The sequence below is a fragment of the Niallia alba genome, from assembly GCF_012933555.1.
In the GTDB taxonomy this organism is placed as follows: domain Bacteria; phylum Bacillota; class Bacilli; order Bacillales; family Cytobacillaceae; genus Niallia; species Niallia alba.
In genome coordinates this window covers 4724306-4737428 of record NZ_JABBPK010000001.1, presented here as the reverse complement: position 1 = coordinate 4737428, position 13123 = coordinate 4724306, and the positions used below count along the sequence as shown (strand labels likewise).

Sequence of the window (13123 nt, the reverse complement as noted above, 5' to 3'; positions counted from 1 at the left end):
AATTCTTTAGATAGGGGTGAAACGCATGAGCATCAAAGCGGAAGAAATCAGTGCTCTTATAAAAAAGCAAATTGAAAGTTACCAATCGGAAGTTCAAGTAAGCGAAGTTGGTACAGTAATTAATATTGGTGATGGTATTGCTCGTGTACATGGCCTAGATAACTGTATGGCTGGAGAACTTGTTGAATTTTCTAATGGGGTAATGGGCTTAGCACAAAACCTAGAAGAAAGTAATGTAGGTATCATTATTCTTGGTCCTTACACAGATATTCGTGAAGGCGATGAAGTTCGTCGTACTGGAAGAATCATGGAAGTTCCAGTAGGGGATGCGCTAATCGGACGCGTAGTAAACCCTCTAGGTCAACCAGTAGATGGACTTGGTGCAATTAATACAACAAAAACACGTCCAATCGAATTTTTAGCACCTGGCGTTATGGATCGTAAATCCGTAAGTGAGCCACTTCAAACAGGGATTAAAGCAATTGACGCACTAGTGCCAATCGGTCGTGGTCAACGTGAATTAATTATCGGTGACCGTCAAACAGGTAAAACATCTGTTGCGATCGACACAATTCTTAACCAAGCGGACCAAGATATGGTATGTATCTATGTAGCAATCGGACAAAAAGAATCTACCGTACGTAACGCTGTTGAAACACTTCGTAAAAATGGTGCATTAGAATACACAATCGTTGTAACAGCATCTGCTTCTCAACCAGCGCCACTACTATACTTAGCTCCATATGCAGGTGTAGCAATGGGTGAAGAGTTTATGTATGAAGGCAAACACGTTTTAATCGTATATGATGATTTAACAAAACAAGCATCTGCTTATCGCGAATTGTCTCTATTACTACGTCGTCCTCCAGGTCGTGAAGCTTATCCAGGGGATGTTTTCTACTTGCATTCTCGTCTACTTGAGCGTGCTGCAAAATTAAGTGATGCAAAAGGTGGAGGATCTATTACTGCTCTTCCATTTATTGAAACGCAAGCTGGAGACGTTTCTGCTTATATTCCAACAAATGTAATTTCGATTACAGATGGACAAATTTTCTTACAATCTGATCTATTCTTCTCTGGGGTGCGTCCAGCAATAAATGCCGGTTTATCCGTTTCTCGTGTTGGTGGTTCTGCGCAAATCAAGGCAATGAAAAAGGTTGCGGGAACATTACGTCTTGACCTTGCATCATTCCGTGAGCTTGAATCATTTGCTCAATTTGGTTCTGATTTAGATAAAGCGACACAAGATAAATTAAATCGTGGTGCTCGTACAGTAGAGGTATTGAAACAAGATCTTAATAGACCGTTAAAAGTTGAAAAACAAGTTGCGATTCTATATGCACTAACACGTGGTCATTTAGATGATATTCCTGTTGTGGATATTAGACGTTTCGAAGAAGAATTCTTAAATTGGCTAGATCACAATCATACAAAAGTGGTGGAACATATTGTTACGACAAAAGATCTTCCATCTGATGATGAGATGAAAGCAGCAATTAATGATTTCAAAAAAACGTTTGTAGCTTCTGAATAAGAAGGCAAACTTAAAGATTGGTGGTGAGAATCTTTGGCATCTTTACGTGATATAAAAGCTCGTATTGACTCAACAAAAAAGACTAGTCAGATTACAAAAGCCATGCAAATGGTGTATTCGGCTAAAATGAACAGAGCGGTTATTAATGTTAAAGCATTTATTCCGTATATGTCTAAAATGGAAGAAGTGACACATTCTGTCGCACTGGGAAGCTCAGGCGTTAGCCATCCAATGCTTCAATCACGTCCTGTGAAAAAAACATGTTATCTTGTTATTACTTCAGAACGTGGATTGGCGGGAGCCTACAACAGTAACGTACTTAGAAAATTGAATCAAACGATAAATGAGCGGCATCAATCTAAAGATGAGTATGCCATTATTGTTATTGGAAGAATAGGGAGAGACTTCCTATTAAAACAAGGACATAATGTCATTTTGGATGTTGTTGGTATACCAGATTTACCAGATTTCCTAGATATTAAAGATGTAACAAGCAAAGCTGTAGGCATGTTTGATGATGGTACTTTCGATGAACTTTATGTTTATTACAGTCATTATGTAAGTGCTATTCAACAGGATGTAGTAGAGAAGAAGGTTCTTCCGTTAACAGAAATGGATGCTACGAATACTACATTAACATCTTATGAGTTCGAACCATCAGCAGAAGAAATTCTCGATGTTCTATTACCACAATATGCAGAGAGTCTACTATACGGTGCTTTACTAGATAGTAAAGCAAGTGAGCATTCTGCACGTATGACAGCGATGAAAAATTCTACTGATAATGCGAAAGAATTAATAGGTAATCTAAGTTTACAATATAACCGTGCAAGACAAGCAGCTATTACACAAGAAATTACGGAAATCGTTGGTGGAGCTGCAGCCTTAGAATAATGAGATAAATAAGTTCTGCTAGACTTTAAAGTTTTAGCAGAGCCTGCTTTAAGAAAGTTTAGGAGGGAAATAAATGAGCACAGGACGAGTTCTTCAAGTTATGGGACCAGTTGTTGACGTGAAGTTCGATGGAGGAAGTCTGCCTGACATTAACAACGCATTACGAGTTGTTCAAGGTCCAAATAGCACTTCTAACGTAGAATTAACACTTGAAGTGGCCCTTCACTTAGGTGATAACACAATTCGAGCTATTGCGATGTCTTCTACAGATGGCGTTACAAGAGGCGCAGAGGTAATAGATAATGGAAAATCTATTTCTGTACCTGTCGGAGATGTGACTTTAGGTCGTGTATTTAATGTATTAGGAGAAACAATAGATTTAGATCCAGAAATCCCAGCAAGTGCTAGACGTGATTCTATTCACAGAGAAGCTCCTAAGTTCGAACAATTATCAACACAAGTGGAAATTTTAGAAACTGGTATTAAAGTAGTAGACTTATTAGCTCCATATATTAAAGGTGGTAAAATTGGTCTATTCGGTGGAGCCGGTGTAGGTAAAACGGTTTTAATTCAGGAATTAATTAATAACATCGCTCAAGAGCATGGTGGTATTTCTGTATTCGCGGGTGTTGGGGAACGTACACGTGAAGGAAATGACCTTTACCATGAAATGACGGATTCTGGCGTTATTAAGAAAACAGCAATGGTATTCGGACAAATGAATGAGCCACCAGGTGCTCGTATGCGTGTTGCCTTAACAGGATTAACAATGGCTGAATATTTCCGTGATGAACAAGGACAAGACGTTCTTTTCTTCATTGACAATATTTTCCGCTTTACGCAAGCTGGTTCTGAGGTTTCTGCATTACTTGGCCGTATGCCATCAGCGGTTGGTTACCAGCCGACATTAGCAACGGAAATGGGTAGACTACAAGAACGTATCACATCAACGAATGTAGGTTCTGTAACATCTATCCAAGCAATCTATGTACCGGCGGATGACTATACAGATCCAGCGCCAGCTACAACATTTGCTCACTTGGATGCAACAACAAACCTTGAGCGTAAATTAACAGAGATGGGTATTTATCCAGCAGTAGATCCACTTGCTTCTACTTCTCGTGCCCTTTCACCAGAAATCGTAGGGGAAGAGCATTATCAGGTAGCAAGAAACGTGCAATCTACATTACAACGTTATAGAGAACTTCAAGATATCATCAGTATCCTAGGTATGGACGAGTTAAATGATGAAGATAAATTAATCGTTCATCGTGCAAGAAGAATCCAATTCTTCCTATCTCAAAACTTCCACGTTGCTGAGCAATTTACAGGTCAAAAAGGATCTTATGTACCTGTAAAAGAAACCGTAAAAGGATTTAAAGATATTCTTGATGGCAAATATGATCACCTTCCAGAAGATGCGTTCCGTTTAGTTGGACGTATTGAGGAAGCTATAGAAAAAGCGAAATCTATGGGTGTAGAAGTATAAACTAATCAGGAGGGGTAGTAATGAAGACGATTAAAGTCAATGTAGTAACTCCTGATGGCCCGGTGCATGAATCAGATGTAGATATGGTGATCGCAAAAGCAGAAAGTGGAGAGCTTGGCATTTTAGCAGGCCATATTCCGATGGTTGCCCCACTTAAAATAGGAGCTGTTCATTTGAAAAAAGGTTCAGATTCTGAATATCTATCGGTGAATGGTGGAATTTTAGAAGTTCGCCCAGATCAGGTGACAGTACTTGCTCAATCTGCTGAATTAGCGGAAGAAATTGATTATGATCGTGCCTTACGTGCTAAGGAGCGTGCGGAACAAAGGTTACATGCCCAGAAGTCGGAGCATGTAGACTTTAGACGTGCAGAACTTGCTCTTCAACGTGCAATGAATCGTATATCCATTGTTGAGAAAAAATACTAAAAAAGTCCCTATGGGGGCTTTTTTAGTGTGATGAAATTTTTTAAAAAAAGTATGAAGGATAACTTCACTCTTAACATGCAGTAACCACTTGCTCAATCTGCAGAAAGTCAAGGCGGTTAGATTGGTTGTGTTAAACCTCCCCCGCATTGGTCCTATAACCAGCAGTGAGAGATTAACGCCGCGGGGGTTAGTCTTTGGAACCAAAGGAGACTTAAGCATAGGCGAGGTATGCGAAGTGTAGATAATATCCGGAATTGTTCTTGCTTTTAAAATTCCTCTTATCATTTTTTGATAGGGGTTATTAATATTCATTTTATAGAATGAAAAAATAATAAATTAAAGTGAAACTTTTTGATAGGTCAATACGTCAAATAAGAGTTGAAACAGAAGGCTAGATAGGAGGAAAAAATGGTAGAAGCTTTTGGACAACAAGCATTACTGAGTATTTTAATACATATCGTTTTTATTGCTCTTTCGTGGTGGGCATTACAGTCCCTAAATTTTGAGAAATTCCTTCGAAAGAACCGAGTTTTTCAAGCAAGAGTACTGTATGTATTGCTAGCAGTAATAATGGGATCAATTGTCAGTAATTTTTTACTCGACTACTTAATTTGGTCACAACAATTACCATTAATATTTAAGTAATTACCAAAACAAGAAATAATTAATTACAAAGATAGGTCTTCATACATGTTTTCATTGCTACTTTTTTTCAGTAAAATTCAATTTGTGTGCTTAAATAGTTTGTTCCTTGATCAACGTTTTATTCATGTCAAAAAGTGACGATTAATCATTAGTATGCAATTCTTCTCCTTGGAAACAATGGTAGTATGGGGGAGGAATAACAATGAAGATAAATAAAACGTTAATAATAATAACCTTTTTGATTGGTTTGGCTTGTCTTACATTTGGGAATAACATCACTATCGCGAGAACGAAATCTGATTTAATAACAATAAATGAAATTTTACAAAAACAAGAAAACGTAACAATAAATGAATGGTCTCTGCATGCAAGAGAAAGGCTGGAAAATGTTACAAGCATAAAAGATGCAAAAGCATATCAGTCAAAATTAAGCAAAGTTTTCCCAAATAGTGACTGGGTAGAAACGAAAAACCACCAAAGCTGGCAAGCAAAGATGGTGTTACAATCCAGTAGCAAAATGGAAGAAAGTATAATCTTAACGACTTCTTTAACCACTGACGCCGTTCAAACATATATTATGTATGAGGTGAGAGGGAAGAAGTTAGAGGATACAGAAATGAAAAGGTTAGATATGGAAATTAACAAAAAAATTTCTGACATATTTCGTGGGAAACCAACAATTTTCTCTTGTATTAAAGGCGAATTCAGTGATAAGATGAATGAGACTTTGCCTTATAAAGTTAACCATTTGCTAAATGCATTTCAAGCAAAAAAAGTAGAGGCGTTGGAAGAGGATGATTTTATATCCACCTCCGCTTATACGCCCTTATTTGAAGAACGAATTGATAATAGTGAAAAGGAAATGAACGTACAAATAGGATTGAGAACACAAGATATGGGAGGAAAAACTACCTTTGTAGTTGGCACACCCATCATAACGATTGAATATTAATATAGAGATATTGGACGCGGAGGGGAATAGACTTTGGATAAAATCATCGTCCGCGGCGGAAAAAGGTTAAATGGTACGGTAAAAGTAGAAGGCGCAAAAAATGCCGTTTTGCCTGTGATCGCCGCTACATTATTAGCAAGTGATGGTAAAAGTATAATTAAATCAGTTCCGACTCTTTCAGATGTATATACGATTAATGAAGTATTACGATATTTGAATGCAGACGTACATTTTGAAAATGGAGAAGTAACTGTTGACGCATCGAAAGAATTAAGTGTGGAAGCACCATTTGAATATGTTAGAAAAATGCGAGCATCTGTTTTAGTAATGGGATCTTTGTTAGCAAGAAATGGTCATGCAAGAGTAGCATTACCTGGAGGCTGTGCAATTGGTTCAAGACCAATTGATCAGCATCTAAAAGGTTTCGAAGCAATGGGAGCAAAGGTTCAGGTTGGTAATGGATTTATCGAAGCATCTGTAGATGGACGCTTAAAAGGAGCAAAAATCTATCTTGATTTCCCAAGTGTAGGTGCTACAGAAAATATTATGATGGCTGCTTCATTAGCAGTAGGTACAACTGTTATCGAAAACGTAGCAAAAGAACCAGAAATAGTGGACTTAGCTAACTTCCTAAATAAAATGGGAGCAAAAGTAAGAGGTGCAGGTACAGGAACAATTCGAATCGAAGGTGTTGATGTTCTGCATGGTACAGAACATGTTATTATTCCAGACAGAATTGAAGCTGGCACTTTCTTAATTGCTGCCGCTATTACGAATGGAAATGTACTAGTACAAGGTGCTGTTCCAGAACATTTATCTTCCTTAATTGCCAAGATGGAAGAAATGGGTGTTGTCTTTAAAGAAGAGGAAGATGGAATTCGTGTAATTAGTGCAGAAAATTTAAAAGCTGTAGACATTAAAACAATGCCTCATCCAGGTTTCCCAACAGATATGCAATCTCAAATGATGGCATTACTTCTTCGTGCAAAAGGCACAAGTATGATTACAGAAACTGTTTTTGAAAACCGCTTTATGCATGTAGAAGAATTTAGACGTATGAATGGCGACGTGAAAATTGAAGGCCGCTCTGTTGTAATGAACGGACCAACCAATCTGCAAGGTGCTGAAGTAGCTGCTACTGATTTACGCGCTGCTGCTGCTTTGATTTTATCTGGACTTGTAGCAGATGGTATTACGCGTGTTACAGAGTTAAAGCACTTAGATCGTGGTTATGTAAATTTCCATGAAAAACTAGCTGCTTTAGGCGCTGATATCGAAAGAATTACGGAAGAAAGCGAATTAACATTAACTGCAAGTTATGTTGCGGATTTAAATGCATAATACAAAGGGCAAACTTTATTTATCGATTATGTACAGATAAATAAAGTTTGTTTTTTTATGGGCAAAATTATACATATAATGAAAAATTATTTTTAAAAAATATGTCATTACTGTTGAAAACATGAATACGTTTAGATGTTATATAATAGAGGAAATAACATGTGGTGTTTAAATAACAGGATTGCTAAAATAGTATGCACAAACGAGATATTTAGAACCATTTTTTTTGTTAAAACCTGTATATTTCAACAGAAAAATAAGGAATAAAAGCTTGTCCACCTCCATAAGAATGTTTTAGAGACAATTTTGAAGATCTTATTTCTATCTTATGGAGGCTTTAATTCATGATTAAAATCAAACCTTTCTTCGTACTAGGAGCTATTCTGTTTGCCATCACTTTACTTGTTCCCACAATCCTTGTTCTGCCCTCTATTCAGGATAAAAAGGAAGAGGCAAAGATTAATACGGAATCTGCCGAAGTGTCAGAGCCTGCTATTGAAGTGGCAGTCTATCGGGAAAATAAGCAGGAAGTAGAGAAATTAGACTTAGAAGACTATGTAGTTGGGGTTGTTGCCTCAGAGATGCCAGCAAAATTTGAATTGGAAGCATTAAAAGCACAAGCCTTAACAGCAAGAACATATATTGTAAAAAGAATGACGAGTCAAGAAAAAACAGATTTACCCGATGGCGCTTTAGTAGGCGATACCATTAACTATCAAGTATATAACAATCGCGACGAGCTAAAGAAAATTTGGGAGAATGCCGGTTATGACTGGCAAAAGAATATAACGAAGATTGAAGAAGCTGTAGCGGCTACAAAGGGGCAAATTTTAACGTATGAGGGTACACCTATTGATGCCACATTCTTCTCCACAAGCAACGGATATACGGAAAACTCAGATGATGTTTGGGCTAATTCTATCTCCTATTTACAAAGTGTTGAAAGTCCATGGGATGTCAATTCACCCAAGTTTAAAGGAGAAGTTACAATGCCCGTTAAGGATTTCGAAAAAAGTTTAGGTGTTACGCTAGCATCTGGCAGTGAAGTATTAGAAGATGTTAAATACACAAAAGGAAAGCGAATTGCAAGTGCAAAAATAAACGGAAAAGAGATATCAGGAATAGATATTCGGGAGAAGTTAAATCTAAAATCAACTGATTTTACAATGGAACGTAAGGGAAATACCATTTATATTGCCACAAAGGGTTACGGCCATGGAGTAGGAATGAGCCAATATGGTGCAAACGGAATGGCAGCCAACGGAAAAAACTATGAAGAAATCGTAAAATACTATTACAAAGGCGTAGAAGTAACAGCATCAGATGATATGCTAGCGAAATATACAGCTCAGAAATAAGGAAATCAGCCAAAATAAGAAAATATCAGCCGAAGCAACGCAGAAATCAGCCAAACCAAGAATATATCAGCCAAAGCAGCGCAGAAATCAGCCAAAATAAGAATATATCAGCCAAAGCAGCGTGGAAATCAGCCAAAATAAGAAAATATCAGCCAAAGCAGCGCGGAAATCAGCCAAAATAAGAAAATATCAGCCAAAGCAGCGCGGAAATCAGCCAAAACAAGAAAATATCAGCCAAAGCAGCGCGGAAATCAGCCAAAACAAAAATATATCAGCCAAACCCAAGCAAGTCTCTATTCCGAGACTTGCTTTTTAGCCATCAATAAAAAATTTCCTTTTCCATGTATAGAAAAAAGAACTTTGTCGAAAAATAAGTCTAAAAAAATTTTTTAGCAGGTAGGTATATATTTATCATTATCTGTTCAGAATGATTGCTGAGGTGATGATAAAATGAGAGAGGAAGAAAACAAACGTACTTCTCCAAAGTCAAAAGTAAAAAGCTTTTTCAAAAAGCGTTGGGCATTTCCAGCCATTTATATCGCAAGTGCAGCTATTATTCTAACAGGTGTCCTTTGGTATCAAAATAGCGCATCAGAAACAGATAAGTATAAATATGATAACGCTGATATGCCAACGAAACAAACAGATGAACCTGCAGAACCAGTAGCAAAAGAATTTGAAAATTTTGCATGGCCAGTAATAGAGGAAGATTCGTTTATTACACAAAAGGAATTTTACGACAATACGGCTAGTAAAGAAAAACAGGCCGAATCATTAGTGTTTTATAATAATCAATATCAACCAAATACAGGTATCGATTTAAAACGCGAAGACGATAGTGAATTTGAAGTGGTAGCTGCCCTTAGTGGTACTGTTACGAAAGTAGCAGAAGATTCTCTATTAGGAAATACGATTGAAATTGACCATGAAAATGGAATTAAAACATATTATCAATCTGTGAAGGATTTTCAAGTAGAAGTAGGCGATGAAGTTAAAAAAGGTCAGCCATTAGCTACTGCTGGTAAAAGTAAGTTGAATCAAGATGCAAGTGTTCATGTTCACTTTGAAGTAAGAAAAGATAATGTAGCTGTGAACCCAATTGATTATTTTGGCAAGCCATTAAGTGCTCTACAAAGTGATGATACTTCTGGTGCTACGTCAGAGGCTGGATCAGAAGTAGAAGAATCAAGCACTTCTGAAGAAGAAATGCCAACAGATAACTCATTAGAAAATGGTTCAAACTCTAATCAGGATGAAGATGCAGAAGGTTCTACATCAACTGATCCAAACGCTTAATAGAAAGCAGACTGGGTATATTCCTAGCTGTTACAGATAATAAAAGGTTGCTATTAATAGCTAATACAAAGCATGAAATAAAGTTTATGCGAAGTAATAGCTACTTGATAGCAACCTTTATTTTTTCCTCGAAAAAAGGCATTGTAAGCCTGGGAAATGTCGAAGGAAGACGAGCAGCAATTTTTAGAAAAAGAAAATTTTGAAATAAAATCGCATTCCCTTTAGTAGTAATGAAAACTAAATAAATGAAAATAGGTTATAAGTAATAGTGTAATTTATCTATTAGTAAATGGCTCATAAAAAAATAAACCCTCAGAAACAGAAAATGACAAATTTCTCGGGAAATAATTTACCCTCTATTAATCATTAATTTCCGATATATGCCTACGACTCCAACAAAAATCAATGTTCCAACTTTATTGAATAATCTTTATTAAGAAAACTTCCATCCCTGAGGATTTTCACTGTGAAATTTCTCCTTAAAAGCTTACTTTCCACCAAGAGATTTTTCCTACAACTTCGTTAACTTCATTCCAATTAGCTTACATAATAGAAAAAATAGCTATAAAACTCGTTGAAAATCAAAGGAATAATAAAAAAATTTAGACAAACCTTGTCCCTATTCATATTTTTCTGCATAAAGTCTTACCCAAGCTAATAAAATGTTACAAACCTTACAAAGAGGAAGTTTGGAGTGAGGGGTCGTTTAAAAGAAAATGGATATGTAGTTGAGGACATGTTTAATCATTATAAGAACAGAAAGCCTTTGACTTTCTGCCGCATGAAGAAAAGTATTTTGCAGGAAAGGAAACGTGCGGGATGAAGAATTTCGATGAAGCGAAGAGCGAGTCTCATTTCACACTTCTCACATCCAATTTAGGGAGGGCGAGTGGTGTGCACGATTACATCAAAGAGAGAACTATCAAGATTGGAAAGTATATCGTGGAGACGAGAAAAACGGTTCGCGTAATAGCGAAAGAGTTTGGCGTATCCAAAAGTACAGTCCATAAAGATTTAACAGAAAGACTTCCTGAAATTAACCCAGATTTAGCAAATGAAGTGAAGGAGATCCTTGATTATCATAAATCTATTAGACATCTACGCGGTGGGGAAGCAACAAAAATGAAGTATAAAAAGGAAGAGCTTGAAGGGGAAATTGTACAGTAAGAAAGAACGGGGCAAGCTTTGTCATCATTAGAGAGAAACACGATGGGATAGTGATTTATCCAAAATTGTCCTGAAGATTTTTTTAATAGAAAGGAAAGTTCAGAAACATGGAGTTACAACAGTCTATCGATGGAGGCGACTCCATCGATAGAGAAAAAGAGTTTGTATAAAAAAGGCTTCATTAGGAATGCTAATAAAGGGTACATAATAGCTTCAAAGGACTTTGGGATCAATGTCCTTTTTCTTTTGCAAGGAAAACAGAAACAGACTGAAAAATCCTTTTTCTCCTAAAGGGTGTTTGGACAGTCTATTTTGTGAAAAAAAACGCATTTTTTTGACAAAAAGTTACTTATTTCTGCATCCGTATGATAAAATAAAAAATTAGAGTGGTTTAAATAGATAGAGAAAAAAACATACAAATTTTAACCTAAAAACATACATAATTCACTTTGCAAAAAGGGAAAAATGGTTGATTTAATATAGAGCGATAAGAAAGACATATTTAAGCGATGTAAATATTTGGTGGCGTGTTTAGAGAAAAGCGCTATAAGCTGTATGAATAGAAGACGTTCTAGACAAATGTTTTTTGTTCTACGTCATTTAATGAAACTTAAGTATGAGGATATCGTTACATATAGTGTGAAAGCCAGCTCTTTGTCTCTATAAGGAAAATGAAATGAAAAATGAAAAAAATGACAAGCTAAAGACGAAGGAGGAGCGTATATCATGTTTGCTAGAGATATTGGTATTGACTTAGGAACAGCAAATGTTCTCATTCATGTTAAAGGAAAAGGAATTGTTTTAAATGAACCTTCTGTTGTGGCATTAGATCGCAATACAGGAAGAGTATTAGCAGTTGGAGAAGAAGCGCGTCGTATGGTTGGACGTACGCCTGGAAACATTGTAGCTATCCGCCCATTGAAAGACGGCGTAATCGCTGATTTTGATGTGACAGAAGCAATGTTGAAGCATTTCATCAATAAATTAAATGTAAAAGGATTTTTATCTAAGCCGAGAATTCTTATTTGCTGTCCTACGAATATTACGAGTGTAGAACAAAAAGCAATTAAAGAAGCAGCGGAAAAAAGTGGTGGAAAGAAAATCTATTTAGAAGAAGAACCAAAAGTAGCAGCTATCGGTGCAGGAATGGATATTTTCCAGCCAAGCGGAAATATGGTTGTTGATATTGGTGGCGGTACAACAGACGTAGCAGTGCTATCAATGGGGGATATTGTTACTTCTTCCAGTATTAAAATGGCTGGAGATAAATTTGATAATGAAATTCTACAGTACATTAAACGCAGGTATAAGCTACTAATTGGGGAACGTACTGCTGAGAATATAAAAATCAATATTGGAACTGTTTTCTCTGGATCAAGAAAAGAAGAAATGGATATCCGCGGACGCGATATGGTTTCGGGCCTTCCAAGAACTATAACGGTTTATTCGGATGAAATTGAACAAGCATTGAGAGAATCAGTATCTGTTATTGTACAAGCTGCAAAAAGTGTCTTAGAAAGAACACCTCCTGAGCTGTCAGCAGATATTATCGATCGTGGGGTTATTTTAACTGGAGGCGGTGCATTACTTCACGGGATTGATTTACTATTAGCAGATGAACTAAAGGTTCCAGTGTTGGTAGCTGAAAATCCTATGGATTGTGTGGCAATCGGTACAGGGATGATGCTGGATAACATTGATCGTATCGCAAAAAGGAAATTAAGCTAAATAAAATGGGGGAGCATAAACAAGTACAAAGCTACTTGTTTATGCATAGGAAAATGAAATCTAGTTATTTCATACCCGTTCATATAAGTCTTAAACCAAAAAATCGGAACTTAAGAAAATTTTTTCTTGTTCCGATTTTTTTATGTGTTGATGAGCTGAATAGAGAGAAAGACATGTAACTCCTTCGTTCTATAGAATATCTTGAAAAAATCCCTTAAAGTTTTTTAAAATAAAAAGGGGGAGGAAGCATATTTGAAAGTAAAACATATTCAACATCTAAGATTAAAAAGT

General features: G+C 36.6%; 11 protein-coding genes. All 11 read left to right on the top strand.

The window, feature by feature from the left end:
- Positions 1 to 25 precede the first annotated feature (25 nt).
- The 11 genes from atpA to mreB all read left to right on the top strand — a co-directional run bounded on the left by atpA (position 26) and on the right by mreB (position 12832).
- Positions 26 to 1534, top strand: coding sequence for a F0F1 ATP synthase subunit alpha (atpA, locus tag HHU08_RS22480; protein WP_169189384.1), 1509 nt, complete (start codon positions 26 to 28; stop codon positions 1532 to 1534).
- A gap of 33 nt (positions 1535 to 1567) precedes the next feature.
- Complete coding sequence (gene atpG / locus HHU08_RS22475; RefSeq protein WP_016204795.1) at positions 1568 to 2428, top strand: ATP synthase F1 subunit gamma; 861 nt, start codon at positions 1568 to 1570, stop codon at positions 2426 to 2428.
- Positions 2429 to 2501: 73 nt separating this feature from the next.
- Positions 2502 to 3917, top strand: coding sequence for a F0F1 ATP synthase subunit beta (gene atpD / locus HHU08_RS22470; RefSeq protein WP_016204796.1), 1416 nt, complete (start codon positions 2502 to 2504; stop codon positions 3915 to 3917).
- A 20-nt stretch (positions 3918 to 3937) separates the two neighbouring features.
- Positions 3938 to 4345, top strand: coding sequence for a F0F1 ATP synthase subunit epsilon (locus HHU08_RS22465; protein WP_016204797.1), 408 nt, complete (start codon positions 3938 to 3940; stop codon positions 4343 to 4345).
- A gap of 408 nt (positions 4346 to 4753) precedes the next feature.
- Positions 4754 to 4990, top strand: a complete 237-nt coding sequence (locus HHU08_RS22460; protein WP_169189383.1) for a DUF1146 family protein — start codon at positions 4754 to 4756, stop codon at positions 4988 to 4990.
- A gap of 202 nt (positions 4991 to 5192) precedes the next feature.
- Positions 5193 to 5942, top strand: a complete 750-nt coding sequence (locus HHU08_RS22455) for a YwmB family TATA-box binding protein (protein WP_016204799.1) — start codon at positions 5193 to 5195, stop codon at positions 5940 to 5942.
- 33 nt (positions 5943 to 5975) lie between these two features.
- Entirely contained in the window at positions 5976 to 7283 is a 1308-nt protein-coding gene (gene murA / locus HHU08_RS22450) for a UDP-N-acetylglucosamine 1-carboxyvinyltransferase (protein ID WP_016204800.1), read from the top strand.
- Between the two features lie 344 nt (positions 7284 to 7627).
- Complete coding sequence (gene spoIID, locus HHU08_RS22445) at positions 7628 to 8641, top strand: stage II sporulation protein D (protein ID WP_169189382.1); 1014 nt, start codon at positions 7628 to 7630, stop codon at positions 8639 to 8641.
- Between the two features lie 450 nt (positions 8642 to 9091).
- Positions 9092 to 9937, top strand: coding sequence for a M23 family metallopeptidase (locus HHU08_RS22435; RefSeq protein ID WP_101729846.1), 846 nt, complete (start codon positions 9092 to 9094; stop codon positions 9935 to 9937).
- A gap of 894 nt (positions 9938 to 10831) precedes the next feature.
- A complete protein-coding gene (spoIIID, locus tag HHU08_RS22430) occupies positions 10832 to 11104 on the top strand; it encodes a sporulation transcriptional regulator SpoIIID (RefSeq protein WP_169189380.1) in 273 nt (90 codons plus the stop codon).
- Between the two features lie 726 nt (positions 11105 to 11830).
- Positions 11831 to 12832 carry a rod shape-determining protein gene (gene mreB / locus HHU08_RS22425; protein ID WP_016204805.1) on the top strand — a complete coding sequence of 334 codons (1002 nt, stop codon included), beginning with the start codon at positions 11831 to 11833 and terminating at the stop codon, positions 12830 to 12832.
- The last annotated feature ends 291 nt before the right edge of the window (positions 12833 to 13123 follow it).

Bases quoted from the DNA above. Each gene is read 5' to 3' on its own strand.
- HHU08_RS22460 (WP_169189383.1), top strand. From the start codon at position 4,754: ATGGTAGAAGCTTTTGGACAACAAGCATTACTGAGTATTTTAATACAT.
- HHU08_RS22465 (WP_016204797.1), top strand. From the start codon at position 3,938: ATGAAGACGATTAAAGTCAATGTAGTAACTCCTGATGGCCCGGTGCAT.
- HHU08_RS22435 (WP_101729846.1), top strand. From the start codon at position 9,092: ATGAGAGAGGAAGAAAACAAACGTACTTCTCCAAAGTCAAAAGTAAAA.
- spoIID (WP_169189382.1), top strand. From the start codon at position 7,628: ATGATTAAAATCAAACCTTTCTTCGTACTAGGAGCTATTCTGTTTGCC.
- HHU08_RS22455 (WP_016204799.1), top strand. From the start codon at position 5,193: ATGAAGATAAATAAAACGTTAATAATAATAACCTTTTTGATTGGTTTG.
- mreB (WP_016204805.1), top strand. From the start codon at position 11,831: ATGTTTGCTAGAGATATTGGTATTGACTTAGGAACAGCAAATGTTCTC.
- atpA (WP_169189384.1), top strand. From the start codon at position 26: ATGAGCATCAAAGCGGAAGAAATCAGTGCTCTTATAAAAAAGCAAATT.
- atpD (WP_016204796.1), top strand. From the start codon at position 2,502: ATGAGCACAGGACGAGTTCTTCAAGTTATGGGACCAGTTGTTGACGTG.